At 70.9% G+C, this 25,561-nt stretch carries 23 protein-coding genes and 1 tRNA gene; 15 read left to right on the top strand and 9 right to left on the bottom strand.

Going from position 1 to position 25,561, the window contains the following annotated elements; translation table 11 throughout:
• Positions 1-10: 10 nt before the first annotated feature.
• Genes mycP through ABZ934_RS21245 form a run of 4 tightly spaced genes read left to right on the top strand, consistent with a single transcriptional unit; the run spans position 11 to position 4,710 of the window.
• Positions 11-1,177 carry a type VII secretion-associated serine protease mycosin gene (gene mycP, locus ABZ934_RS21260; RefSeq protein WP_361315397.1) on the top strand — a complete coding sequence of 389 codons (1,167 nt, stop codon included), beginning with the start codon at positions 11-13 and terminating at the stop codon, positions 1,175-1,177.
• Between the two features lie 33 nt (positions 1,178-1,210).
• A complete protein-coding gene (locus tag ABZ934_RS21255) occupies positions 1,211-1,645 on the top strand; it encodes a hypothetical protein (RefSeq protein ID WP_361315394.1) in 435 nt (144 codons plus the stop codon).
• A 33-nt stretch (positions 1,646-1,678) separates the two neighbouring features.
• Positions 1,679-4,021 (top strand): hypothetical protein, encoded by a 2,343-nt coding sequence (locus tag ABZ934_RS21250; protein WP_361315391.1) that lies wholly within the window; start codon positions 1,679-1,681, stop codon positions 4,019-4,021.
• Positions 4,018-4,710, top strand: coding sequence for a hypothetical protein (locus ABZ934_RS21245; RefSeq protein WP_361315389.1), 693 nt, complete (start codon positions 4,018-4,020; stop codon positions 4,708-4,710). Before ABZ934_RS21250 ends, ABZ934_RS21245 begins: the two co-directional genes overlap by 4 nt.
• Positions 4,711-4,769: 59 nt before the next feature.
• On the opposite strand, the gene ABZ934_RS21240 is transcribed toward ABZ934_RS21245, so the two are convergent.
• Positions 4,770-4,841: transfer RNA gene (locus ABZ934_RS21240), tRNA-Cys, on the bottom strand.
• Positions 4,842-5,019: 178 nt separating this feature from the next.
• Here ABZ934_RS21240 and ABZ934_RS21235 point away from each other — a divergent pair.
• The 4 genes from ABZ934_RS21235 (at position 5,020) to ABZ934_RS21220 (ending at position 9,041) form a co-directional block, all read left to right on the top strand.
• Complete coding sequence (locus tag ABZ934_RS21235; RefSeq protein WP_361315387.1) at positions 5,020-6,516, top strand: MFS transporter; 1,497 nt, start codon at positions 5,020-5,022, stop codon at positions 6,514-6,516.
• A 33-nt stretch (positions 6,517-6,549) separates the two neighbouring features.
• The gene (locus tag ABZ934_RS21230; protein ID WP_361315384.1) at positions 6,550-6,747 is read left to right on the top strand and encodes an Arc family DNA-binding protein; all 198 of its coding nucleotides are present in this window, start codon (positions 6,550-6,552) and stop codon (positions 6,745-6,747) included.
• Positions 6,744-7,115, top strand: coding sequence for a Fic family protein (locus ABZ934_RS21225; protein ID WP_361315381.1), 372 nt, complete (start codon positions 6,744-6,746; stop codon positions 7,113-7,115). The genes ABZ934_RS21230 and ABZ934_RS21225 overlap by 4 nt, the downstream gene beginning before the upstream one ends.
• Before the next feature lie 141 nt (positions 7,116-7,256).
• Positions 7,257-9,041, top strand: coding sequence for a DEAD/DEAH box helicase (locus ABZ934_RS21220; RefSeq protein WP_361315379.1), 1,785 nt, complete (start codon positions 7,257-7,259; stop codon positions 9,039-9,041).
• Between the two features lie 154 nt (positions 9,042-9,195).
• Here ABZ934_RS21220 and ABZ934_RS21215 read toward each other — a convergent pair whose 3' ends face one another.
• Complete coding sequence (locus ABZ934_RS21215; RefSeq protein WP_361315376.1) at positions 9,196-9,828, bottom strand: LPXTG cell wall anchor domain-containing protein; 633 nt, start codon at positions 9,826-9,828, stop codon at positions 9,196-9,198.
• A gap of 216 nt (positions 9,829-10,044) precedes the next feature.
• Positions 10,045-10,218, bottom strand: a complete 174-nt coding sequence (locus tag ABZ934_RS21210) for a hypothetical protein (protein WP_361315374.1) — start codon at positions 10,216-10,218, stop codon at positions 10,045-10,047.
• A gap of 365 nt (positions 10,219-10,583) precedes the next feature.
• Between ABZ934_RS21210 and ABZ934_RS21205 the strand changes: the two genes are divergently transcribed.
• Together ABZ934_RS21205 and ABZ934_RS21200 are read left to right on the top strand one after the other, a co-directional pair.
• Positions 10,584-11,225: a helix-turn-helix domain-containing protein gene (locus ABZ934_RS21205; RefSeq protein ID WP_136214423.1), complete on the top strand. Its 642-nt coding sequence runs from the start codon at positions 10,584-10,586 to the stop codon at positions 11,223-11,225.
• A 114-nt stretch (positions 11,226-11,339) separates the two neighbouring features.
• Positions 11,340-12,137 (top strand): S16 family serine protease, encoded by a 798-nt coding sequence (locus ABZ934_RS21200; RefSeq protein ID WP_361315371.1) that lies wholly within the window; start codon positions 11,340-11,342, stop codon positions 12,135-12,137.
• On the opposite strand, the gene ABZ934_RS21195 is transcribed toward ABZ934_RS21200, so the two are convergent.
• The 3 genes from ABZ934_RS21195 to ABZ934_RS21185 all read right to left on the bottom strand — a co-directional run bounded on the left by ABZ934_RS21195 (position 12,067) and on the right by ABZ934_RS21185 (position 14,682).
• On the bottom strand, positions 12,067-13,455 hold the full coding sequence (locus ABZ934_RS21195; protein ID WP_361315368.1) for an MFS transporter: 1,389 nt from the start codon (positions 13,453-13,455) through the stop codon (positions 12,067-12,069). The genes ABZ934_RS21200 and ABZ934_RS21195 overlap by 71 nt on opposite strands.
• Positions 13,452-14,132, bottom strand: a complete 681-nt coding sequence (locus tag ABZ934_RS21190) for a helix-turn-helix domain-containing protein (RefSeq protein WP_361315366.1) — start codon at positions 14,130-14,132, stop codon at positions 13,452-13,454. The genes ABZ934_RS21195 and ABZ934_RS21190 overlap by 4 nt, the downstream gene beginning before the upstream one ends.
• Before the next feature lie 79 nt (positions 14,133-14,211).
• The gene (locus tag ABZ934_RS21185) at positions 14,212-14,682 is read right to left on the bottom strand and encodes an Lrp/AsnC family transcriptional regulator (RefSeq protein WP_361315363.1); all 471 of its coding nucleotides are present in this window, start codon (positions 14,680-14,682) and stop codon (positions 14,212-14,214) included.
• 133 nt (positions 14,683-14,815) lie between these two features.
• On the opposite strand from ABZ934_RS21185, the gene hppD reads away from it, so the two are divergent.
• Entirely contained in the window at positions 14,816-15,970 is a 1,155-nt protein-coding gene (gene hppD, locus ABZ934_RS21180) for a 4-hydroxyphenylpyruvate dioxygenase (protein WP_361315361.1), read from the top strand.
• Between the two features lie 266 nt (positions 15,971-16,236).
• On the opposite strand, the gene ABZ934_RS21175 is transcribed toward hppD, so the two are convergent.
• On the bottom strand, positions 16,237-17,757 hold the full coding sequence (locus tag ABZ934_RS21175) for a tetratricopeptide repeat protein (RefSeq protein WP_361315358.1): 1,521 nt from the start codon (positions 17,755-17,757) through the stop codon (positions 16,237-16,239).
• Positions 17,758-17,853: 96 nt separating this feature from the next.
• On the opposite strand from ABZ934_RS21175, the gene ABZ934_RS21170 reads away from it, so the two are divergent.
• On the top strand, positions 17,854-19,323 hold the full coding sequence (locus ABZ934_RS21170) for an FAD-linked oxidase C-terminal domain-containing protein (RefSeq protein WP_361315355.1): 1,470 nt from the start codon (positions 17,854-17,856) through the stop codon (positions 19,321-19,323).
• 48 nt (positions 19,324-19,371) lie between these two features.
• Here ABZ934_RS21170 and ABZ934_RS21165 read toward each other — a convergent pair whose 3' ends face one another.
• Positions 19,372-19,851: an SsgA family sporulation/cell division regulator gene (locus ABZ934_RS21165; RefSeq protein WP_361315352.1), complete on the bottom strand. Its 480-nt coding sequence runs from the start codon at positions 19,849-19,851 to the stop codon at positions 19,372-19,374.
• A gap of 272 nt (positions 19,852-20,123) precedes the next feature.
• On the opposite strand from ABZ934_RS21165, the gene ABZ934_RS21160 reads away from it, so the two are divergent.
• Together ABZ934_RS21160 and ABZ934_RS21155 are read left to right on the top strand one after the other, a co-directional pair.
• Positions 20,124-21,464 (top strand): RDD family protein, encoded by a 1,341-nt coding sequence (locus tag ABZ934_RS21160; protein WP_361315350.1) that lies wholly within the window; start codon positions 20,124-20,126, stop codon positions 21,462-21,464.
• Positions 21,465-21,542: 78 nt separating this feature from the next.
• The gene (locus ABZ934_RS21155; protein WP_361315347.1) at positions 21,543-22,268 is read left to right on the top strand and encodes an RDD family protein; all 726 of its coding nucleotides are present in this window, start codon (positions 21,543-21,545) and stop codon (positions 22,266-22,268) included.
• Between the two features lie 119 nt (positions 22,269-22,387).
• On the opposite strand, the gene ABZ934_RS21150 is transcribed toward ABZ934_RS21155, so the two are convergent.
• On the bottom strand, positions 22,388-22,690 hold the full coding sequence (locus ABZ934_RS21150) for a hypothetical protein (protein ID WP_361315345.1): 303 nt from the start codon (positions 22,688-22,690) through the stop codon (positions 22,388-22,390).
• A gap of 459 nt (positions 22,691-23,149) precedes the next feature.
• Between ABZ934_RS21150 and ABZ934_RS21145 the strand changes: the two genes are divergently transcribed.
• Complete coding sequence (locus ABZ934_RS21145; RefSeq protein ID WP_361315343.1) at positions 23,150-25,561, top strand: immune inhibitor A domain-containing protein; 2,412 nt, start codon at positions 23,150-23,152, stop codon at positions 25,559-25,561.

Here is a 25,561-nt window from a genome sequence, read left to right as displayed (position 1 = left end):
ATTGCACGGGATGCGCATGCGGAAGGCGACCTCAGCCCTGGTGGGTCTGTTGCTGGCCGGGGTCGCCGCGACCCCGGCCCAGGCGCAGACCATCCGAGAGCAACAGTGGCATCTCGACGCGATGAAGGCTGATGACATTTGGAAGATCAGCACGGGCAAAGGTGTGACAGTCGCAATCATTGACACTGGAGTCGGCAGCCTCCCGGAGTTGGAAGGGCAGGTCGTTCCCGGGAAGAACTTCGCTACATCAGATTCCGGGGATGAGCGCACCCCGCTTGGTAATCACGGAACGACGATGGCTGCCCTGATTGCTGGAACTGGTAAGCATCCGAGTGGCGATGGTGCCTTCGGTCTTGCGCCCGGTGCAAAAATTCTGCCGATCCGGGTCCCGCACGAGTTCAATTCGACGAGTCCGCTGTGGACGGAGGCTATCCGCTACGCAGCTGACTCGGATGCAAAGATCATCAATATCTCCATGGGGGCAGAAAAGGACGATCCTGCGCGGGCGGATGCAGTGAAATACGCCCTGTCTAAGGGAAAGCTGATCTTCGCTGCAGTCGGAAATTCCGGAGATTCGACTAACGAGGTCGAGTACCCATCCGCAACGCCGGGCGTGGTGGGCGTTGGGGCAGTCGACGCCACAGGCGTTGCGACCGGCGAGTCGGAGCACAATGCCTTCGTGGATCTATCTGCCCCTGGTGCAGACATGGTTACGGCTTGCCTAGGTAAAACGGGACTGTGCACCAGCCACGGCACAAGCGACGCCACCGCCCTCGCCTCCGCCTCCGCCGCGCTGCTCTGGTCCGTCCACCCCGACTGGACCAACAATCAGATCCTCCGCGTCCTCCTGAACACCGCCGGGAAGCCCAAGGACGGCGCGCAGCGTAACGACTACGTCGGCTACGGCGTCGTTCGCCCGAGGATCGCCGTCCCCACGCCCGGCGACCCCGGGCCGGCCGACGTGTACCCGCTGCCGGACCTCGCGGCAGCCGCTTCCCCCGCACCGGCCCCCGCCGCCCCCGGTGGCAAGGCCAGCCCCCCACCCAAACCCGAGGCGAAGAAGGGCGGCAGCGACACCGGCAGCGCCCTGCCCTGGATCGCCCTCGGACTCGGAGCCTGCCTCATCATCGGGGGTGCCGTCACCGCGGTCGTCATCCAGCAGCGCTCGCGACGCTGAGGGTCCCGACACCCCACCCAAGGAGAGCACGGCATGTCCTTCGACGAAGAGTGGGCCACCGCGCGCGCCACGGCCGCGGCCAACGTCTCCATGCGGCTCAACCACGTCCCCACCGAACCCGGCAGCGCCGGAGCTGGCCCCGGCGGCGGGGACCTGGAACTCAACCACGACCACATCGGCGCCATCGGCACCGAAGCCTTCACGCTCCACGGGCGGCTGTCCACCGACGGCAAGCACGCCGACACCTCCACCGCCACGGCCGCAGGCGCATTGTCGAAGGAGGGGTTCGCCAGCGGGGCGGCCCTGCTCAAAGCCGGCCACCGGTGGGAGAGCCAGGTGAAGACCCTCGTCGCCGCCTGCGCCATCATCTCCAACGGCCTCAACTACTCCCTCTCCTCGCACAACAAGGAGGAGAAGCAGCTCTACGCCGAGTTCACCAGCTCCAAGATCGACGAGTACCTCAACTAGCGCATCCCACACGCTGGAAGGTGACGTAGACACGTGTTGTCGTACGAGAACGTCCTGAACGCCCCGGTCGACCAGCTCGCGACCGCGATCATCGACTGGGCGGCGATGGTCACGAAGCTGGAGGAACTCGCCGAGGCGGCCCGCAACGGCATGAAAGCCAAGGCCGACAAGGCCGAATGGCGTGGGGTCACCGCGAGCGTGGGGCGGTCGTTCGTCGACAAGACGGCCAAGGAGTTCGAGGACGCTGCCAAGGAAGCCAAGGGCATCCAGCAAGCCCTTTCCCAGGGCCATGCCACCTTCAAGAGCTGCCGCGAGCAGCTCAAGAAGATCGCCGACCAGGACGCACCCGCCGCCGGCTTCCAGGTGGACGGCAAGGGCAAGGTCACACCGGCACCGCTTCCCGAAGCCGAGCGCGGCGCGGCGCTGCACGACCCCGACTACCGACAGTCCGTCCGCGAGAACCAGCCGCTCTGGCAGGCGAAGATCGACGCGATCATCGACACCTGCGACGACGCCGACCAGTCACTGTCCCGCCTCCTCGGCGCGAACGTGGCGGAGGACCACAACTTCAGCGCCCCCAAGTACGCCGGCCTCGTCGCCGAGCAGGCCGGACACGCCATCGACCTGGCGCGCAAGGGCCGGGGCCTCAGCCACGCCGAGCTCACCGAGCTGAACGAACTGCTGGCGGACAACGCGAAGGACGCGACGTTCTCCACCGCCTTCTACGGGGCGCTCGGTCCCAAGGGGGCGCTGGAGTTCTACGGGCAGTTGTCCACGGACACCTTCGACTACGCGAAGCAGGACCCGCAGCGCCTCAAGGACGTCCAGCAGCTCCAACAGAACCTGGGCCTGAACCTCGCGACGGCCACCCGCTCCACGTCCGAGCCGCACCTGCCGCCGAGCTTCGCGCAGGAGTTGCGCAAGCTCGGCACGGAGCGCATTCCGTTGGGGAGGTACGAGCAGAACCCGCCCTTCGGCTACCAGTTGCTCGGCGGCATCATGCGGTACGGGAACTACGACCCCAAGTTCCTGCTGCCGATCGCCGAGCACGCGACCCAGATCCACGCCAAGGACCCCGACTTCTTCAACCAGTCGCGGCAGCTCAACGGCTACGGCAAGAACATGCTCAACCCCTCCGGCATCAACGGCGCCGGCTACGACCCGGTGGTCAGCTTCCTGGAGGCGCTGGGCCACAGCCCGGACGCGGCCTCCCAGTTCTTCGACCCGGAGCGCCCTCCACACGCCTACAACCAGGACGGCACGGAGAAACCGGGCCTTCCGGACCTGGGCGCGGGGGCGGACAAGAAGCCGATCAGGAGCTACCTCGACTTCTTCGGCAACGCGAAGTACGCCCCCACCATCGACATGGAGGGCTTCAACCCCGATGACCTCCCCAAGGTCCAGAAGTACATGCCAGACGCCCTGGGCCACGCCCTCGAAGCCGCCACCCTCGGCCACGCCTGGGACGACCCCCAAGCACACCTCGAACGCAGCGATGCGGGCTCGCGCATCATGCAGCAGGTGGTGCTCAAGTACGGAGGCGACGCCGAACTGCTCAAGGAGCAGGAGACGCTCGCGGACAGCCTCGGACGCATGGGGGCGGGGTACATCGACGACCTCAACCACTCGCTGCGCGACAACCTGCCAGACAGCGTCTTCGCGCCGGGCGCGGAGGGCCATGCGAAGTTCGAGCAGGACGACGCCCGCAAGTTCCTCAGCAGCCTGGGCCAGTACCCCGACTCCTATCTCACGATGTCACGGGCCGAGTCGGTCTTCTCGTCCTCGATGCTGGAGGCCCAAGTCGGGGCGGATGGCGAGATCAACAAGAGCAGTCTGGAAGAGATCGCACGGACGGGTGGCGAGTTCCAGGGGGTCCTGGACGAGTCTCGCGCCAAGCAGATCCAGCAGAACGCCGACAAGTGGAACGACGACTACGAACGGGCCTTGGAGAAGAGGAGTGGTTGGGTGGAGTTCGCGGCGGTCGGAGGGATCGCGGCCGGCGTCGCGTTCCTTCCCGAAATCGCCGTCGCCGGAGCCGCGGCAGTCGCTCTGGTGCCACTCGGAGTCGACTTGAGCACCGGGGCGCTGGAGCAGGTGGCCGGTAACGTCGTCGGTGACTGGTCTCATGCCGAGGCCGAGAGGCAGAAGGACCTCGCTGACGGCAAGACCCATGACGCGAAGGCGGCCGTGTACCGGCAGGGCGGGATGATGGCGTCCGCGCCGGTCGAAAACTTCCTGACGCGACACCCGGTGGATGCAAGGGACACCTTCGATGAGGACCTTCGGCAGGCGCTCATCGTCGGTTACGGCTACGGCTGGGGCAATGAGCAGCACATGGGCAATGATCCTGTGAAACCGAAGAAGGCAGGTGAATGACTACCGCTCGCCCGGCGATCCGGACGCTCTCGGGCTTGCTGGTGGCGGGGGTCCTGGCTTCCGGGTGCAGTGGTGGCAAGGAGCCTGACCGCGGGCCGAGTGCAGTATTCGCCGCCGATGTCTGTTCCGAGGGGCTGCTCAACCAGGATGCCGTGCACGCACTGGCGCTGCTCACCGGCGGTGCCACGGCGTTCAAGCCGCCCAAGAACGTCGGAGACGTGGCTTGGGTGGCGGGTGTGCTGGAGCGCGGGTACGCGAAAAACGGCGGGTCGCTCGGCGGTGTGGTGTGCAGGGCCACTCCGGTTGACATCAAAAACCGGCACGATCTTTCGGTGCATTTCGAGATCGAGAGCGAGCTTCAGCGCACTGGTGAGCAAAGCGAGAGCGGCAAGGCCTACTACTGGGAGTACGACCTGGGCCGCAACGCCCTCGTACTACCCGACAGTGGGCGGCTCTACTTCGACTGCGCGAGCGCTCGACTCGCAGGGTCCGACAAGGCCGTTCCGATCATGGCGGCCGTGAGCCTCGGAGAGGCGCCGACCGACGTCGATCCCCGCGCGTTGCGCGAGGCGAACCTCACCATCGTGCACTCCGCCGCGCGGGCCCTCGCCAAGGAGCTCGGCTGCAAGGACGGCGGGGGTCTGCCGGAACGGTTGGTGGTGAAGGAGAAGGCCGCCCCCACCCGGTAGCGGAGCGGGCATGACCGCCGGCCGCCCGGGGATGGGATTCCCCGGGCGGGCCGCATCGGAAGCCGTGACCGGAATCGAACCGGCGTAACTCGCTTTGCAGGCGAGTCCCTCAACCACTCGGGCACACGGCTGGGTGGTGGTTCTGAGATGACCGTACGGGGGTGGCGGGGGTGGGGAAGGGGGTGGGCGGGGGTGCAATGTGACCGCCATGCTCCGTTCACAACCGGCGGGGCGTAGGTCCGGAGGCGGAGCGGGGGATCCGTCAAAATGACAGGGTCGAGACGCGGCTACGAACCTTACTCTGGGGCGATGAGCGTCCTGAAACCCCGTGTTCCGCAGACAGCCGACGCGTCCCTTCCGCCCCCGCCGCGGGGTGGGGTCCTCGCGCCGCCGTACCGGACGCTGAGCATCGGGATGGTCTCCGTCATCTTCCTGATCGCGTTCGAGGCCACCGCCGTCGGCACGGCGATGCCCGTCGCCGCCCGCGAGTTGGACGGGATCGGGCTCTACGCCTTCGCCTTCTCCGCCTACTTCACCACCAGCCTCTTCGGCATGGTGCTCGCCGGTCAGTGGGCCGACCTTCAAGGCCCGCTGCGGCCGCTCGCCGTCGGGATCGGGGGCTTCGCCGCCGGGCTGGTGGTGTCGGGGACCGCCCGCGTGATGTGGGTGTTCCTGATCGGGCGGGCGGTGCAGGGGTTCGGGGGCGGGCTGGTGATCGTCGCCCTGTACGTCGTCGTCAGCCGGGCCTACGAGGAGCGGCTGCGGCCCGCCATCATGGCGGCCTTCGCCGCGAGTTGGGTCGTGCCGTCCATCGTGGGGCCGCTGGCCGCCGGGACGGTGACCGAGCGGCTCGGGTGGCGCTGGGTGTTCCTCGCCATCCCCGTGCTGGTCGTCGTACCGCTGGTCGTGGCCCTGCCTGCGATCCGGAGGACCGCGGGCGGCCCCGTACGGACGGCGGACGGGCCCGAGGGGACGGCGGACGGCCCCGAGCCGTTCGACCGCCGCAGGATCCGGCTCGCGCTCGGGATCTCGGCGGGTGCGGGGCTGCTCCAGTACGCGGCCCAGGACCTGCGGTGGCTGTCGCTGCTGCCGGGTGTCGCGGGAGTGGCCCTGCTGGTGCCGGCGGTACGGGGGCTGCTCCCGCGCGGGACGTACCGGGCGCGGCGCGGGCTGCCGTCGGTGGTGTTGCTGCGCGGGGTCGCGGCGGGGGCGTTCATCGCGGCGGAGAGCTTCGTACCGCTGATGCTGGTCACCCAGCGGGGGCTCAGCCCGACCATGGCGGGGTTCTCGCTGGCCCTGGGCGGGCTGACCTGGGCGATCGGCTCGTGGGTGCAGTCCAAGGGGCGGGTGGAGCCGTACCGGCAGCGGCTGATGGTGGCCGGGATGGTGATGGTGGGGGTGGCCATCGCGACGGCCCCGGCCGTGCTCGTCCCGTGGGTGCCGGTGTGGACGCCGGCGCTCGCCTGGGGGCTCGGGTGCTTCGGCATGGGCCTGGTCATCGGGCCGACCGGCGTGCTGTTGATGAAGCTGTCGCCGCCGCAGGAGGCCGGGGCCAACTCCGCCGCCCTGCAGATCTCGGACGCGCTGGCGAACGTGGTGCTGCTGGCGGCGGGCGGGGCGGCGTTCGCCGCGCTGGGTGGCGGAGCGGTCGGGGCCGGGCACGGCCTCGCCGAGGGCGCGACCGCCTCGCACCCCGCCGCCTTCGTGGCCGTCTTCCTGCCGATGGCCGTCGTGGCGTTGGTGGGCGCGTGGGTCGCGACCCGGCTGGATGCACGGTCGGCGACCCAAGCGCCGCAAAGCGGCTGACACCACGTGGTACTACGCGGTACCGGGTACCTCATGGCTGGTCTCAATGTCAGGTTCACCGAAGAAGAGCTGGACGCCCTGCGCGAGCGCGCCGAGGCGGAGGGCCGCAGCATGCAGTCCTTCGCGCACGAGGCGGTGATCGGGGCCGTAAACGAACGTTCCCGGCTGTTCGACGAGGCAGCCGAGCATGTCCTGAAGGTCAGCGGTGAGCTGAACCGGAGGCTTGCGTGACCCACTACCTGACGCTGCCCGAGGTGTTGAACCTCGCGGAGCGGCTCGGGACCGGCGAGGTGCGTGACTACGGGCTGCTCGACTCGGCGCTGGCGCGCCCCCAGTCGAGCGTGTTCGGCCAGGACGCCTACCCGGACATCCGGGAGAAGGCCGCGGCCCTCATGGAATCGCTCGCCCGCAACCGCGGGCTGGGAGACGGGAACAAGCGCATCGCCTGGTACGCGACCTGGGTCTTTCTCCACATGAACGGGCACCCGCTCGACGCGGACTTCGACGTGGACGAGGCTGAGCAGTTCGTGCTGGACGTGGGCCAGGGGGCTCTCGACGTGCCCAAGATCGCGGCGCACCTGGGGAAGTTCGCCGGCTGACCCCTGGCTGCCGGCTCCATGTGTGACGCTCGCCGCACCCGCCGAGGTCGCGGGCCTGTCCCTCCCCGGGGGGCGGGCCGGCACCGGTAGGGTGGCCCGGTTGTCCTACGTACGACTGCCGAGAGCGACGAACCGGAGACCGTGACTACTACCGCCTCCCACCACCTCTCACCCGCCTTCCCCGGCCGCGCGCCGTGGGGTACCGCCAGCAAGCTGCGTGCCTGGCAGGAGAGTGCGCTGGGCCGATACCTGGAGACCCAGCCGCGCGACTTCCTCGCCGTCGCGACCCCCGGCGCCGGCAAGACGACCTTCGCGCTGACGCTCGCCTCCTGGCTGCTGCACCACCACGTCGTCCAGCAGGTGACCGTCGTCGCGCCGACCGAGCACCTCAAGAAGCAGTGGGCGGAGGCCGCCGCGCGGATAGGTATCCGGCTCGACCCGGAGTACTCCGCCGGGCCGCTCAGCAGGGACTACCACGGCGTCGCCGTCACCTACGCGGGCGTCGGCGTACGCCCGATGCTGCACCGCAACCGGTGCGAGCAGCGCAAGACCCTCGTGATCCTCGACGAGATCCACCACGCGGGCGACTCCAAGTCCTGGGGCGAGGCGTGCCTGGAGGCGTTCGACCCCGCCACCCGCCGACTCGCGCTGACCGGCACGCCCTTCCGCTCGGACACCAACCCGATCCCGTTCGTGACGTACGAGGAGGGTAACGACGGCATCCGGCGGTCGTCGGCGGACTACACCTACGGCTACGGGAACGCCCTCGGCGACGGCGTCGTCCGGCCCGTCATCTTCCTCTCCTACAGCGGCAACATGCGCTGGCGCACCAAGGCCGGCGACGAGATCGCGGCCCGCCTCGGCGAGCCGATGACCAAGGACGCCATCTCGCAGGCGTGGCGCACCGCGCTGGACCCGCGCGGCGACTGGATGCCCAACGTGCTGCGCGCCGCCGACCAGCGGCTGACGGAAGTGCGCAAGGGCATCCCGGACGCGGGTGGTCTCGTCATCGCCTCCGACCAGGACTCGGCGCGCGCGTACGCCAAGCTGATCCGGGAGATCACCGGGACCAAGGCGACCGTCGTGCTCTCCGACGACACCGGCGCCTCGAAGCGGATCGACGACTTCAGCGCGGGCGACGACCGCTGGATGGTCGCGGTCCGGATGGTGTCGGAGGGTGTCGACGTACCGCGCCTGGCGGTGGGGGTTTATGCCACCACCATTTCGACGCCGCTGTTCTTCGCGCAGGCCGTCGGGCGTTTTGTACGTTCGCGCAGGCGCGGCGAGACCGCTTCAGTGTTCCTTCCGACGATTCCGTACCTGCTCGGTTTCGCCAATGAGATGGAAGTCGAACGGGATCACGTTCTCGACAAACCGAAGAAAAAGGGCGAGGAAGACCCTTATGCCGAGTCCGAGAAGGAAATGGACGAGGCCAACAAACTGGAGGACGAGGACACCGGCGAGGACGAGCAGATGTCCTTCGAGGCGCTGGAGTCCGACGCCGTCTTCGACCGGGTGCTCTACGACGGCGCCGAATTCGGCATGCAGGCGCACCCGGGCAGCGAGGAGGAGCAGGACTACCTCGGCATCCCCGGACTGCTGGAGCCCGACCAGGTGCAGATGCTGCTGCAGAAGCGGCAGTCGCGGCAGATCGCGCACAGCCGGCGCAAGCCGGACGCGGAGGCGGACCTGCTGGAGCTGCCCGCCGACCGACGTCCCGTCGTTTCGCACAAGGAACTGCTGGAGCTGCGCAAGTCGCTCAACACGATGGTCGGCGCGTACGTCCACCAGAGCGGCAAGCCACACGGGGTGATCCACACGGAGCTGCGCCGCGTGTGCGGCGGGCCGCCCAGCGCGGAGGCGACAGCGGGACAGCTGCGTGAGCGGATCAAGAAGGTGCAGGAGTGGGCCACCCGCATGCGGTGACCGCGCCGCGATGACCCGGGCGCGGTGAGTTCCGACGGCTCCCGAAGTCGTCCCCGAGGCCGTCCCCGAACGTCGAGCGGGCCCCACGCGCCGATGCGCGCGGGCCCGCTCTCACGTGACGCCTGCTACCAGCCCCGCCTTGTCGGCCGCCCGCTCACGCGGTGGTGCGGCGACGGCGGCCGGTACCTGCGACCAGGGCCGCGCCCATGGCCAGGGCCACACCACCGGCGCCGAGGGCCCACGTGGTGGCCGCGTCCGTGCCCGTCTCGGCGAGTTGGCCGCCGGTCTGGGTGGAGCCGTTGTTCCCGCCGGTACCCGTGGTGCCGGTGCTACCCGTGCCCGTGCCCGTGCCGTGGTCCACGATCGGGGTGGTGCTGTTGCCGCCGTTCGGCTTGGTCTCGTTGCCACCGTTGTCGTGGCCGCCGTTGCCGGTGCCGCCGTTGCCGGCGCCGCCCTTGACGATCTTCGCCTCAGCCCAGACGGTGTCCGACCAGACGCCCTCGTCCGCGTTGCTGCCGCCGGCGGCGGCGATCGCGATGTCGCCCGCCGGGGCGCCCGCGTTGAACTTGACGCGGACCTGGAGGTCGAAGGTGCCCTTGGGGATGTCCAGGTCGTCCGTCAGCAGGGCGACGAGCACGCCGCCCTCGTCCTCGATGGTGACGTTGTGCCACTGGCCCCCGAAGCGGACCTCGACCTGGGCGTCACCGGAGTCCAGCTCCGCGCGCTGGTGGGCGACGGCGAGGACCAGGACGTAGCTCTTCTGGGCCTTGCCCTGGGCGTTGTCCACGGCGAGGCTGAACTCCGTCCACTCGCCGCCGGCCTTGAACGTACTCGGGACACCGTTCAGGCCGAGCTTGGGGCCCGTACCGTGCTCGAAGACGTCGTCGTCGCCCGCGCCCGGCTGCTCCGCAGCGGGCGGGCCGATCGGGTCCGGGGTCTCGCCCTTCGGGGTCTCCTTGGCCGGGGTCTCGGCGGCCGGAGCTCCCGTTACCGGAGCCGGCGTCTAGGCCGCGGGGGCCGGGGTCTCGGCGGCCGGGGTGGTGTCGTCCTTCGGGGCCGTGTCCGGAGTCGTCACCGCGGGGTTCTTCACCTCGTCCGCCATCGCGGGCGTGGCCATGAGGACAGTCGGGCCGACCACGGCGGCCGCGGCGACGACGGCCATGCGCTTGAGCTTCATTATTTCTTTTCCCCTCCGCGTGCTCCGGGCGATCTGCCCGGCCACCCCCAGCGTTCTTTTGAACGCGATCAGCCTAGGTGCGAGTAACGCCAATTCGCGTCGGGGAACATTACGAATTGACACACGGGCAAGAAAAAAACGGAACAAACCGGCGCTAGGCGCCCGGATTGTGGACGAGGTCTTCCGCTGAGCGGAGCTGCTCGCTACTGTCCCCGCATCGAACGCCCCGTGGCAGCGCCGCCGCGGGAGCGCAGCCGGAGCCATGCCATGGCCGCAACCGGCGGCCTCTCCGTGCGTCGCCGAGGGACCGGCAGCGCTCCACCCCGCGAGAGTCACCGCCGCCCAGTGAAAGAGGGAGAGGCGTCGTGACTGCGGAAACCTCCCAGACCCTCGACCGAGGGCTCAGGGTTCTCAAGCTGCTCGCGGACACCGACCACGGTCTGACCGTCACCGAGCTCTCCAACCGCCTCGGTGTCAACCGCACCGTCGTCTACCGTCTGCTCGCCACGCTCGAACAGCACGCCCTGGTCCGCCGCGACCTCGGCGGTCGGGCCCGGGTCGGGCTCGGCGTGCTCCGGCTGGGGCGTCAGGTCCACCCGCTGGTACGCGAGGCGGCCCTGCCCGCGCTGCGCTCCCTCGCCGAGGACATCGGGGCCACCGCGCACCTGACCCTCGTCGACGGCACCGAGGCGCTCGCGGTGGCCGTCGTGGAACCGACCTGGACGGACTACCACGTGGCCTACCGGGCCGGCTTCCGCCACCCGCTGGACCGCGGGGCCGCCGGTCGGGCCATTCTGGCCGCTCGTCAGGGGGCGCTCACCGAGCCCGGGTACACCCTGACCCACGGGGAGCTCGAAGCGGGCGCCAGCGGTGCCGCCGCGCCCCTCGTCGGCATCACCGGGCTGGAGGGCAGCGTCGGCGTCGTCATGCTGGCCGACGCCGTGCCCGAGCGGGTCGGCCCGCGCGTGGTCGACGCGGCCCGCGAGGTCGCCGACGCCCTGCGCTGACGTCGGCGCCGACGCCCGCGCTCGCGGCGCCGGCCCGCCGCGTCCATGTCCGCCGGGGCGCGGGCCCTGGCGTGCGCACGATGGCGCTCCACACCGGCCCGATAGATTGACCGCGTGCTCTCTCGCCTCACACGTCTGCCGCGCCCCGCCGCCCTGGCCGTCTGCGCCGTGCCCGTCCTCGGGCTGTTCGTCGCGGCGGCCTTCGCGCCGCTGCCCTTCGTGATCGCCCAGCCGGGGCTCACCGCCGACGTGCTCGGCGCCCTCGACGGCAAGCCCGTCACCGTCGTCAGCGGCGCCCCGACCCGTGAGACCAAGGGCCAGCTGCGGATGACGACCATCCAGGCCACCGGGCCCTCCTCGACGGTGCGCCTGCCCGAACTCGTCTCCCGCTGGTTCGACACCACCCGGGCCGTCATGCCCCGGGGCTCCGTCTACCCGTCGGGCGGAAGCGACAAGGAGATCGAGCGGCACAACCTGGAGGAAATGGCCACCTCCCAGTCGGCCGCCTCCGAGGCCGCCCTCGGTTATCTCCACAAGGACCCCAAGACGGTGAAGACCGAGCTGCACCTCGCCGACGTCGGCGGTCCCAGCGCCGGCCTGCTGTTCTCCCTCGGCATCGTCGACAAGCTCGACGGCGACGGCAGCGGCGGCGACCTCACCGGAGGCCGCGTCATCGCCGGTACGGGAACCATCACCGCCGGGGGCGAGGTCGGCGCGGTCGGCGGGGTCGCGCTCAAGACGCAGGCCGCCAAGCGGGACGGGGCGAGCGTGTTCCTCGTCCCGAAGGCGGAGTGCTCCGACGCCCGCTCCGAACTCCCCGAGGGACTCCGGCTGATCCCCGTCACCTCGCTGACGGGTGCGGTGAACGCCCTTCGCGCGCTGAACCGGGGGGATCAGGTTCCGTCCTGCTGACCGGTACGGGCGCACCCGCCGGTACGGGCGCACCCGCCGGTACGGGGGCACCCGTCGGTACGGTCGCGTCAGCCGGTACGGGCGCACCCGCCGCCACCATTGCGCGGTCCAAGCCGCGCCAGGCCGGGAACACCAGGGGGCTCAGCGTCGCCAGCAGGTAGACGCCGCCGAAGGCGAGGAGCGCCGGGGCGGCGCCGACACCGTCGACGAGCATGCCCGCCGCGAGGCCGCCCAGCGGCATCGTCAACTCACAGCCCGCCGTGGTCACCCCGGTGACCCGGCTCCGCAGCGCGTCCGGCACCTGCTCGTAGACCACCGTGGACAGGATCGGGTTGAGCACGCCCGCCCCCAGCCCCGAGAGCGCCATCGTCACCGCGAGCGGCAACGGGGTGCCGGTGACGGCGGCCATTACGTACCGGGGCGCCCCGCACAGCAGGAACGCCACCGCGAACACCGTCCGGCGCCCCAACCGCTCGCCCCACATCCCGTAGAGCAGGGCGCCGAGCAGCGCGGAGCCGCCGAAGAGGGAGACGACCAGGCCGATCGCGGCGGGACCGCCGAGGGCCTCCCGGCCGTGCACGGGCAGCAGCACCGAAGACCAGCCCTGGTCCAGGCCGTTCGTCGTCATCACCATCACGGTGATGCCCAGCAGCAACCGCGACCGGGTCACGAAGGCCCAGCCTTCCGCGAGTTCGGCCCGGTAGCCGGCGAACGAGATCCTCCCGGCGGCCCGCTGCGGTTCGGCCGCCGGTACGCCCCTCAGGAAGGCGGTGACCAGCAGCGCCGACGCGGCGAAGGTGGCGGCGTCCACGAGCAGGATCGACTCGGTACCGAACGCGGCGATCAGCAGTCCGGCCAGCGCGGCGCCGATCATGCGGGCGCCGCGCGAGACGGCGTCGTAGAAACCGGCCGCGCGCGGGAGGCTGGTACCGGCTTGCTCCGCGAGGTCCGGGAGCAGGACGCCGCGGGCGGTCAGGCCCGGGGTGTGCACGAGGCCGCTCAGCGCCATCAGGGCGCACAGCATCCAGAACTCCAGCAGCCCCGCGTGGTGCAGGAGCGGGATCGAGCCGACGGACAGCGCGCAGATCAGGTCGGAGGCGGCGGAGACCCGTCGGCGCCCGATCCGGTCGATGACGGGACCGCCGACGAGGGCCGCCAGGATGACGGGCAGCGTGGCGCAGAAGGCGACGACCCCGGCCCGGCCGGCGCTGCCCGTGGTCTGGAGCACGAACCAGGGCACACCGATGACGGTCAGCGAACTGCCCGCTATGGAAATGGTGTTGGCGGCCAGGACCGCCGCCAAGGGTCGTCTGCTCATGACGTGCTCCGGCCCGACCCCGCCGACGGGGGCGTGGGGCTCTCGCGCGGGAAGGCGTGCGTGTGGACGCGGACCGGAATCCGACCTTCCGTGGGCGGCAGGTCTCGGAAGCCGTTGACCAGGTCGTGCATCTTGTGGATCAGGTCGAGGCTCTCCTCGGCCGTCAGGTGCAGCGTGAAGTCGCTGAGGTCGTAGGCGTGTCGCCATTCGGCGGGCAGGGTGTCGGCGTTGCCGAGCCAGGTGCCCACCTCCTGGGCGTGGATCGTCGCGACCTCGTGCAGGAAGAGGTCCGCCGCGCCCCGGGTGGCCGAGTCGTCGTCGTAGAGGAGGGACTCGTCGAACCGCAGGCCGTCGTGGACGGCCCTCCACCAGCGTTCGCGGCCCTTGCCCTGCTCGGGCGCGTCCTCGACGAACCCGTAGGCGGCGAGTCGGCGCAGGTGGTAGCTGGTGGAACCACTCGACTCGCCGAGTCGCTCGGCGAGTCGGGAGGCGGTGGCCGGCCCCTCGTGGCGCAGCTCGGCCAGCATGCGCATGCGCAGCGGGTGCGCGAGCCCGCGCAGTGAGCGGGCGTCAAGGGCGTGGAGTCGAGGCTCGGTTCGGGGCTCGGTTCCTGGCTCCGGCCGGGGCTCGGGCTGTTGCCGAGGCGGGGGCTGCGGGACTTCCGGGGTCTCGGACATGGGCCCACCGTAAAGTTGCAAAGGTTTCTCTGCAAGGGTTTCTTTGCACTCTGCGGTGGGCCCGTCCGGAAGCCGTGGATCAGTCGTCCACGGCCGCCTGTTCGACCAGTGGGATGATCCGCAGCGGCACCGGGTTCTCCATGACGATCGCCGTCGAGGCCCGCACGATCCCCTCGAAGCCGACCACCCGGTCGATCACCCGTTGCAGGTCGGCGTTGGAGCGGGCCACCAGCCGACACAGCATGTCCCCGTGGCCGGTCGTCGTGTGCAGCTCCAGCACCTCCGGCACCCCGTCCAGGTGGGCCCGTACGTCGGCCCCCTGGCCCTGTTTGATCTCCAGCGTGGCGAACGCGGTCACCGGGTACCCGAGCGCCGCCGGATCGACCTGCGGGCCGAACCCCCGGATCACCCCGTTCGACTGGAGCCGGTCCAGCCGCGCCTGCACCGTGCCACGCGCCACGCCGAGCCGTCGGGACGCCTCCAGTACCCCGATCCGGGGCTCGCGCGCCAGCAGCACGATCAGCCGCCCGTCCAGTTCGTCGATTCCCATGGATGCCTCCGGACCACTCGCGAGGTGGTCATAGTGCACAGATCTCTCAGTCATCCTCGGGCTTTGCTGGTCATCCTGTATAGCCGAAACGGAAACTATTGCGCAGCTTGTGGATCGGCGGGAATCTGCGCTCATGACTGAGTTTTTGGCGAACCTCGAAACCACCCCGGCCACCGCGCGTGAGGCAGACCCCTTCCCGGTGAAGGGCATGGACGCCGTCGTCTTCGCCGTGGGCAACGCCAAGCAGGCCGCGCACTACTACTCCACCGCGTTCGGCATGAAGCTCGTCGCCTACTCCGGACCGGAGAACGGCGTCCGCGAGACGGCCAGCTACGTCCTGACCAACGGCTCCGCCCGCTTCGTCCTGACCTCCGTCATCAAGGCGGCCACCGACCACGGCCGGTTCCTCGCCGAGCACGTCGCCGAGCACGGCGACGGCGTGATCGACCTCGCGATCGAGGTCCCGGACGCCCGGGCGGCGTACGCGTACGCCGTCGAGCACGGCGCGCGCGGGCTGGACGAGCCGTACGAGGTCAAGGACGAGCACGGCACGGTCGTGCTCGCCGCGATCGCCACGTACGGCCAGACCCGCCACACGCTGGTCGAGCGCAAGGGGTACTCCGGCCCCTACCTGCCGGGCTTCGTCGCAGTCGACCCGATGGTCGAGCCGCCGGCCAAGCGGACCTTCCAGGCGATCGACCACTGCGTGGGCAACGTCGAGCTGGGCCGGATGAACGAGTGGGTGGCGTTCTACAACAAGGTCATGGGCTTCACGAACATGAAGGAGTTCGTGGGCGACGACATCGCGACCGAGTACTCGGCGCTGATGTCCAAGGTGGTCGCGGACGGCACCCTGAAGGTGAAGTTCCCGATCAACGAGCCGGCGATCGCGAAGAAGAAGTCGCAGATCGACGAGTACCTGGAGTTCTACGGCGGCGCGGGCGTCCAGCACATCGCGCTGGCGTCGAACGACATCGTGGCGACGGTGCGGTCCATGCGGGCGGCGGGCGTGCAGTTCCTGGACACCCCGGACTCGTACTACGACACGCTGGGGGAGTGGGCCGGCGAGACGCGGGTGCCGGTGGAGACGCTGCGCGAGCTCAAGATCCTCGTGGACCGTGACGAGGACGGTTACCTGCTGCAGATCTTCACGAAGCCGGTGCAGGACCGGCCGACGGTGTTCTTCGAGATCATCGAGCGGCACGGGTCGATGGGGTTCGGCAAGGGCAACTTCAAGGCGCTGTTCGAGGCGATCGAGCGGGAGCAGGAGAAGCGGGGCAACCTGTAGGTTGCGTTGACGTGTGGTGCGCGGCCCCGCCGGGCCCCTGCGGGGGGCGGCGGGGCCGTGGCGTTCGCGGCGGGGCCGGGGCCGGGGCCGGGGCCGGTGCCGGGGTCGGGGTCGGTGTTGGTCGGCCGGTGCGGCGCCGTTGCGCGGAGCGGCCCCGGCTGCGCCGGGCTTTCGGGGCTCCGCCCCGGACCCCGCGCCTCAATCGCCGGCGGGGCTGGGTTGGCCCCGCGCCTCAATCGCCGGCGGGGCTGGTTCGGCTCCGCGCGTCAGGTGCCGGCGGGGGCGGGCGTGGGGGGTGGGGTGGGGTTGGGCGGCTGGGGGGTTTTGGGTTTGGGGGTGGCCTTGGGGAGGTCCGGGGCGACCCAAGGCGTGGCCGGTTGCATGTTCTCCGGGCCGCCCGGTGGGGGTTGGGCCAAGGCGGCGAGGGCTTCCTTGGCCAGCGGGCCCCGCAGCGGCGAGAAGCCCGGGTTCGTCCGCAGGGCCTCCTGCAAGTGCCGCCGCGCCCCCGCCTCGTCACCCAGACCGCGCTCGATCATCGCCCGGTGGTAGGAGAACTCCGCGCTGCGCAACCCCGGTTCCGTCGCCTTCTTCGCGTACTCCAGCGCCATCGCGTCATCACCCGTACGGTGCAACGCCCACCCCAGCGCGTCGGCGACCTCCATGCTCTTGTGCCGCCCCCACTCCTGCGTCAGCCTCCGCACCGCCGCCTCCGGGTCGCGGTGATCGGCCTCGTACAGCCCGAGCACCACGTTCTCGTCCACCGGCTGCGCCCCCTCCGCCGCAGCCGTCGCCCCGAGCGCCTCGTACGCCACCCGGGCCTCGTCCGCCCGCCCCAGAGACTCCAGCAGCTCACCCAGCTCCAACTGCAGCCGCGGTACCGCCGCCCGCCCCAGCGCCATCCGGTAGTCCCGTACCGCCTCCCCACCCCGCCCCAGCGAGGCCAGCGCCCGGGCCCGGCCGCCCAGCGCCTCCGCCTGCGCCGGGTCCGTCCGCAGCGCCGCCTCGTACTGGCCCAGGGCCTCCTCCGCGTCGCCCCGCTCCCAGGACAGCTCCCCGAGCCGGAACAGCGTGTACGCCTTCTCCACCGGCGCCTTCGCCGCGCCCGCCGCGTGTTCCATCGCCATCACCGCGTCCTCGCGCCAGCCGCGGTCCCGGTACACCTGCGATGCCTTGACGTACGCCGCCAGCCCCGAGTGCAGCTCGTCCAGCCGCTCCAGCGCCTTCTGCGCGGCCTTGTAGTCGCCGAGCCCGGAGTACGCGTCCACGAGCACCGGGTACGCCGTCCAGCGCCGCGGCGCCTGCGCCCGTACCAGCTCGCCCCACTTCTTCGCCGTCCCGAAGTCGCGCCGGGCGTTGGCCAGCGCGCCCATGCCCGTCATCGCGTCGAAGTTGCCCTTCTCGGCGGCCCGCAGCTCCAGCGAGCGTTTCAGTGCCACCTCCGCCTTCGGGAACCAGTCCGCGGCGGCCGTGCGCCGCGCCTGCTCCAGATAGGCCGAGCCGAGCACCGCCCACGAGGCGTCGTCGTCGGGGTGCTTCGCGAGCCACTTCTCCCGGTCGGTGACCAGCGCCGTCAGGTCCACGGCCGCCGCCGGGGCGCCCAGGCCCATCGCCGAGGCCGCCCGTTGACTGGGCCCGGGCGGGCGCGCGTCGTCCCCCGTCCGGGCGGGCCTGATCACCAGGGCCCCGACGATCAGGACCACCGCTACCGCGGCCGCCACGAGCGTCTTGCGGCCGGTGAACGTCACGGCCGGCTCGGCCTGCTCCGATGCGTAGTCGATACGGTCCATGCGTTCACTGTGCGTCAATATGAAGAGTGCGCCGGGGTGTCCGAAGAGGGTCGCGTCCGTGTTCACACCTATGGCCCCAGGTGCCACGCTGACCCCATGGATGATGACCTCTCCACCTCACCCCGGGCGAACCTCCCCCAAGCAGCACCCCACGAGGCACCCCAAGCCGCACCCCAAGTCGCACCCCAAGCCGCACCCCACGACACGCTCCTCGGGGCGCTGCTCGACGGGCTGCCCGCCGAAGCGGTCCTGACCGACCCCCAGGTGACCGCCTCCTACGCCACCGACATGGCGAGCTTCTGCGCCGCCGGCACACCGGCCGCCGTCGTCCTGCCCCGGACCGTGGAGCAGGTGCGGCACGTGCTGCGCACCGCGACCGCCCTGCGCGTCCCCGTGGTCCCCCAGGGTGCCCGTACGGGCCTGTCCGGGGCCGCCAACGCCTCCGACGGCTGCATCGTGCTCTCCCTGGTGAAGATGGACCGCATCCTGGAGATCTCCGCCGTCGACCGGATCGCCGTCGTCGAGCCGGGCGTGGTCAACGCCGTCCTCTCCCGCGCCGTCGCCGCACAGGGCCTGTACTACCCGCCGGACCCCTCCAGTTGGGAGCAGTGCACCATCGGCGGCAACATCGGCACCGCCTCCGGCGGCCTGTGCTGCGTCAAGTACGGGGTCACCGCCGAGTACGTCCTCGGTCTCGACGTGGTCCTCGCCGACGGGCGGCTGCTGCACACCGGCCGGCGCACCGCCAAGGGCGTCGCCGGTTACGACATCACCCGCCTGTTCGTCGGCTCCGAGGGCAGCCTCGGCGTCGTCGTGCGGGCCGTGCTCGCACTGCGCCCGGCGCCGCCCCGGCAGCTCGCGCTCGCCGCCGAGTTCCCCTCGGCGGCGGCGGCCTGCGCGGCCGTCTGCGCCGTCATGGAGGCCGGCCTGACGCCCTCGCTGCTGGAACTGATGGACCGTACGACGATCAGGGCCGTCAACGCCCTCGGCAAGATGGGCCTGCCCGAGAGCACCGAGGCGCTGCTGCTGGCCGCCTTCGACACCCCGCACGCACCCGACGACCTGGCCGCCGTCGCGGACCTCTGCACGGCCGCCGGGGCCACCGCCGTCGTGCCGGCCGAGGACGAGGCGGAGTCGGAACTGCTGCTCCAGGCCCGGCGGATGTCGCTGACCGCACTGGAGGCCCTGCGGCCGGCGACGATGATCGACGACGTGTGCGTCCCGCGCTCGCGGCTCGCCGAGATGCTGGACGGGACCGCCGAGATCGCCCGTACGCACGATCTGCTCATCGGGGTCTGCGCGCACGCGGGCGACGGCAACACCCACCCGGTGGTCTGCTTCGACCCGGCCGACGAGGACGAGACGCGCCGGGCCCGCGCGTCCTTCGACGCGATCATGGCGCTCGGGCTGTCGCTGGGCGGCACGATCACCGGTGAGCACGGGGTCGGCGTCCTGAAGAAGGACTGGCTCGCCCGCGAGCTGGGACCGGTGGGGCTGGAGGTGCAGCGCAATGTGAAGCGCGCCTTCGACCCGCTGGGCCTGCTGAACCCCGGCAAGCTGTTCTGACCCCGGTCGCCAAGACCCTCGCGGCCCCGACCCCGGCTGTTCCGGTCCTCACGAGTCCCCGTCCGGGGACTCGTCCGAGGGCCACGGGTCCCGCAGCCACAGGTCGTCCGCCGGGGTCGGGGTGAGCAGCTCCGCCAGCGCGGCGTCCAGGCCCAGTCGCTCCGCCTCCGTCCCCGGCGGCACCGCGCGCAGGGTCCGCTCCAGCCACGCCGACACACAGGCGGACGGGGCCTCCAGCAGGGCGTCGCCGTCGGGAGAGCTGAGGGCCATGGACAGCACCGACCTGTTGTCGATCTTCGTGGGCCAGATCCGGACGTCTCCGTGACCGCACGGGCGGAACACCCCCTCCACCAGCAGCTCGCGCGCGAACGTCCAGTGCACGGGGGCGCTGGAACCGGTGTGGAAGGTGATGTGCACGGCGTACGGGTCGTCCGTCAGGTAGAGCAGCCTGGCGGGTACGGGGATGCTGCGCTCGGGGGACATGACCAGCTTGAGTTCCAGCTCGCGCTCGATGACGGGGTGGTGCATGACGGCCTCGCTTCGTTGCGGATCTCGCGTCCGGTGCGCGGGGCCGGGATCGAGCCCCACGCCCGGGGAGAGCGCCGATGTGCCGGGGTATGACGCGACTTCGCGCGGCGAAAGGGAGATTGGCCGAAATCTGTCGGATGACCGAAACCGGGCGGCTGCGGAAAGGGTTCGCTCGAAGGCTTGGATTCTCCCGTTACCGGACCCGCCGGAGGGAGGTTCTTCGCTATGGTCCTGCCCTTCACAGCCTCAAGCCACGATCGGAGTTGGGGACATTGACGGCCTCCCCTGGTGACGGCGAGCACGCGGCCCGCGAGGGCTACTACCCCGATCCCTCCATCCCTGGGTACGTGCGGTACTGGAACGGCTCGGCCTGGGTCCCGGGTACGAGCCGACCCGCCACGCCCGCGGACGAGACGGGTCCGGTCTTCCTGGACGAGACGTCGGTGACCGAGGCGTTGCCCGACCCCGACCCCGACCCCGACCCCGACCCCGACCCCGACCCCGACCCCGACCCCGAGCCGCTGTCGGACCCCCGGCCGGAACCCGGGCGCGACCGCGAGCCGGTGGTGGCCGCCGCCGTGGCCGAGCCGGTCGCCTGGCAGGCGGACCCCGCGCACCAGGCGGGCTTCGGCGGCCCGCGCGACGTCCGGGTGTCCTGGGGGCACCCCGAGGAGCCCGCCGTGCCGCGGCCGGCCCGTGCGGCCCTCGCCACGCCGCCCGGGGACCGGTACCCCGTGCAGGCGCCGGCGGAGGCCGTGGGCATCCTGTCGGCCCGGTCACCGGTGGCCGCCGCGGTCCCGGCCGCCCCCGCACCCTCCCTCCCCACCCCCGTCCCCGCCCCGGCTCCCGCGTGGCCCGCGGCTCCCGGGGGCGGCGGCGCTGGCGCGCCGTCCGGGGTCACCTCCTCCTGGCCCGAGGCGACTTCCCCCCGGCCCGCCCCGGCCCGGCCCCGCGCGGCGGTGTCGGCGCCCCGCCTCGCCCCCGAACCGGCGCGACCCGCGCCCGCCGCCGAGCGCACCCCGCCGTCCCCTCCGAAGGCCCCCGCCCGAGAGGCCGCCCCCGCCGCCCCGCTCCCGGCCGCCGCCCCGCCCGCCGCCGGCCCCCTCCCCGCAGCGCACGCCGTCTTCGAGCGCATGGCCGAGCGCGCCGTCCGCCCCGCCGGTCTGTTCCGGCGAGGGGTGGCCCGCCTCCTGGACTCCCTCGTCCTGGCGGCCGTCGTGACCGCGGCCGCCCGGCCCCTCGTGCCCCGGGTGACGGCGCACGTCCAGGCGAAGGTGGACGCCGCCCGGGTGATCGGCCGGCACACCACCGTCTGGCTGCTCGACGCCACCGTCGCCGGCTACCTGGGCCTCGTACTCGCCGCCGTCCTGCTCTTCGGAGTCCTCTACGAGGTGCTGCCCACCGCCCGCTGGGGCCGCACCCCGGGAAAGAGGCTGCTCGACGTCCGCGTCCTGGCCGTCGCCACCCGCCGGCCGCCCACCTTCGGCGCGGCCCTGCGCCGCTGGCTGGTCTTCGCGACCCTGGGCATCCCGGGCAGCCTCTGGTGCCTCGTCGACCGCCCCCGTCGCCAGGGCTGGCACGACAAGGCGGCGAAGACGTACGTGGCCCGCTGACGCCTCTTCAGGGACGGCCACCCCCCGGACGGACGCCGTCCCGTTGCGGTGTCCGCGCGCGCGGGGTCGACTCGGGCCATGAGCACCGATCAGCCGCCGCCGGACCAGCCCCCCGAGGACGACCCGTTCCGCAAGAGGCCCCAGGAGCCGACGCCCCCGTCGGGCGGTTCGCCGTACGGTTCACCGCCGCCCGGCGGCGGCGGGTATCCCCCGCCCGGTGGAACCGGGGGACCCGGGGGACCCGGCGGCGGCTATCCGCCCCCGCCGCCCCCGTACAACGGCAGCGGCGGCGGACACCCGTACGGAATGCCGGACCCCCTCGCCGGCATGCCCCCGCTCGCGGATTTCGGCAAGCGGCTCGGCGCCCGGATCATCGACCTGATCATCGTCGCGGTGCCGCTGTTCCTCATCCAGTTGCCGTTCGGCAACCGGCGGTACGTCGTCGACACGAACAAGGGCGAGGACGTCACCGAGGTCATCACCAAGTCGTACAACGGCACCGGTCTGCTCTGGACGCTGATTTCGATCGTCGCGTACGTCGGCTACGACTGGTGGTTCACCAAGAAGAACGGCCAGACCGTCGGCAAGCGGCTGCTGGGCCTGCGCGTCGCGATGCTCAACGACGGCAGCGTGCCGCCCTCGGGTCCCGCGCTCAGCCGTGGCGCGGTGCTGTGGGTGCCGACCCTGATCTGCTGCTTCTGCCTGTGGCCGCTCGCGCTGATCGTGTCGATCCTGGTCGACAAGCCGTACAAGCAGGGGCTGCACGACAAGGTGGCCAAGACCGTCGTGGTCCGCTCGACCTGAGCCCGGCCGACCCGAGCCAACCCGTCCTGGGCGCGCGGCTCGCCACGGCGTCCGGTGCGGGCGGCCGTCCCCCAGGGGACAGGCCGCCCGCACCGCCGTGTGTGCCCTGTGCCCTCGGCTCAGTGGTGCACGGAGTGTTCGGAGGCGGCCCTCGGTTCGGGCACCCGCACGTCCGCCGGCACGTCGACGGGGAACCCGGTCGCCGCCACCGGCGCCGCGGCGGGCCGCCCGGCGGCGTGCCGGCCTCGTCGGCGCGGGATCGGCACGGTGAGCGCGACGAGGAGCCCGAGGGCCAGCGCGGCGGCGGAGATGACCGCGATGCCGATCCCCGTGCTCGTCTGCGACAGCAGCAGCATGGCGATCGTCGACACGATGACGGTGGCGGAGCCGTAGGCGAGCTGTGCGGCAGTCGGACGCGGCATGGCGGTATCCGTCCTCAAGGAGGTGAGGGAGAGTCGGCTCAACTCGTCGCGCGTCGAGAGACTCTACGACGGGGCATGCCCGAGAGGAACCGTCAGTAAGCGTGCCCTTACCGCAGGACGGGTCCGCGCGGGAGCACAGGGGGCGCACGGCGTCATTCCCCGTGCATCCTCCGGTGGTTCTCCGGCTTCCCTCCGGTGGTTCCCCGGCCGTCCTCCGGTATGACTGCAGGGACGGCGACGAGGTCGGGAAGCGCCCCTTCGCCCCGACTGGCGGCGGAACGTCCGAATAGCGGAACTCGTTGCCCGCATAGTGCAGTTGTAAGGAACAAGTCAAGGTCTGTCTTTTCTTGCGTCTCTCCGGTCAAATGTCGTCACTTGAGACGCGCGCCGCGCGGAACCCCCCACTCCTTTGGAGACGTTCCGACCAACGCTGCGGCCGCGGGAGGGGAACGACATCAAGTGACCGGCAACTCCAAGAGAAGGCGTACGCTGCGCGGCGCGGCCATCGCCGTGACGGTGGCCGCGACCGCGGCCGCGGGCGCCTTCTTCACCACGGCACAGGCCGACACGAGTTGGGGTGGCGCGCCCTCATCGGACCGCCAAGACCCGACCGCTGCGGCGAAGGAGCAGGTCGAGCACGACCTGCCCGGCCCGTTCAGCAAGCAGCAGGCGCAGGCCCGCGAGGCTGCCCTCGACCAGGTGCTGAGCGGCAAGAAGACGGTCGAACAGCGCGGCGCCTCCAAGGTCGTCAAGCTGGACGACAAGAAGTACGTCGAGCTGGGCCGCGAGAAGACCGACAAGATCTTCACGATCCTCGTCGAGTTCGGCGACCAGGTCGACAACACGACCATGTTCGACCCGGACGGTCCGAACGGCCCGAAGCCCCCGGTCCAGAAGTACGGCGGCACCCCGGGCCCGGCGCACAACACGATCGCGCAGCCCGACCGCGCGACGAACAACAGCACGGCCTGGCGCAAGGACTTCAGCCGGGACTACTTCCAGGACCTGTACTTCGGTACCGGCCAGGGCAAGAACTCGCTGAAGACGTACTACGAGAAGACCTCCTCGGGTCGCTACTCGGTCGACGGCCAGGTCGCCGACTGGGTCAAGATCCCGTACAACGAGGCCCGTTACGGCTCGAACTACTGCGGCCAGACGAACTGCTCCAACGTCTGGGACACCGTCAAGGACGGCGTCAACGCGTGGGTCGACGCGCAGAAGAAGGCCGGCAAGAGCGACGCCGAGATCAAGTCGACCCTGGCGCAGTACGACCAGTGGGACCGCAACGACTACGACGGCGACGGCAACTTCAACGAGCCCGACGGCTACATCGACCACTTCCAGATCGTCCACGCCGGTGAGGACGAGTCGGCCGGCGGCGGCGTGCAGGGCACCAACGCCCTGTGGGCGCACCGCTGGTACGCCTACGGCACCGACGTCGGCAAGACCGGCCCGGCGAACAACAAGGCCGGCGGCACGCAGATCGGCGACACCGGCATCTGGGTCGGCGACTACACGATGCAGCCGGAGAACGGCGGCCTCGGCGTCTTCGCGCACGAGTACGGCCACGACCTGGGCCTGCCCGACCTGTACGACACCTCCGGTGGCGGCGACAACAGCGTCGGCTTCTGGTCCCTGATGTCGGCGGGCTCCTGGCTCGGTGACGGCAAGGACTCCATAGGCAACCTCCCGGGCGACATGGACGCCTGGAGCAAGCTGCAGCTCGGCTGGCTGAACTACGACAAGGCCAAGGCCGCGACGAAGTCCACCCACAAGCTGGGCGTCGCGGAGTACAACACCAAGGACAAGCAGGGTCTGCTCGTCGAGCTGCCGAAGAAGCAGGTCAAGACGGACATCGTCGCTCCCGCCGAGGGCTCCTCGCAGTGGTGGAGCAACATGGGTGACGACCTCAAGAACACCCTGACCCGCTCGGTCGACCTGACCGGGAAGTCCTCCGCCGCCCTGTCCCTCAAGGGTTGGTGGGACATCGAGCAGGGCTACGACTTCCTCTACACCGAGGCGTCCACGGACGGCGGCGCCACCTGGACCGCCCTCGCCGGCACCGCCGACGGCACGGCCCTTCCGGCCGACGCCTCCGGCGCCCCCTCGCTGACCGGTACCTCCGGCGCCTGGAAGCAGCTGAACTTCCCGCTCGACGCCTACGCGGGCAAGAAGGTCGACCTCCGCTTCCGCTACCAGACGGACGGCGGAGCGGGCGGCAAGGGCTTCACCGCCGACGCCATCAACATCACCGCGGACGGCTCCACCCTGTTCAGCGACGGCGCCGAGAACGGCGACAACGGCTGGACCGGCAAGGGCTTCTCGCGGGTCGGCGCCGGCTTCACCAAGGAGTACCCGCAGTACTACCTGGCGGAGAACCGTCGCTACGTCTCGTACGACTCGACCCTGAAGGTCGGCCCGTACAACTTCGGCTTCGCCAACACCAAGCCGAACTGGGTGGAGCACTACCCGTACCAGGACGGTCTGCTGGTCTGGCTCTGGGACACCTCCCAGAAGGACAACAACACGAGCCAGCACCCGGGCTCGGGTCTGATCCTGCCGATCGACGCCAACGCCAAGCCGATGAAGTGGGCGGACGGCACCCTGCTGCGGAACAAGATCCAGCCGTATGACGCGACCTTCAGCGCGTACTCGACGGACGCCTTCACCCTGCACAAGAACGGTGAGGCGCTGTTCCTCAAGCCGAAGCCCGCGAACCTCGTCTTCGACGACCACAAGGGCAAGTACTTCTACGACGAGAACCCGACCGGTTCGGTGAAGACCACTGACACCAACACCAGGATCAAGATCGTCAAGGAGCCGTACGACGGTCTCCAGATGACGGTCGAGGTCGGTCCCGCCGCCAAGTAG

The organism is Streptomyces sp. NPDC046557 (assembly GCF_040645975.1).
Taxonomy (GTDB): domain Bacteria; phylum Actinomycetota; class Actinomycetes; order Streptomycetales; family Streptomycetaceae; genus Streptomyces.
Note: the sequence above shows the minus strand (reverse complement) of the source record. Positions and strands in the feature narration are given on the sequence as shown.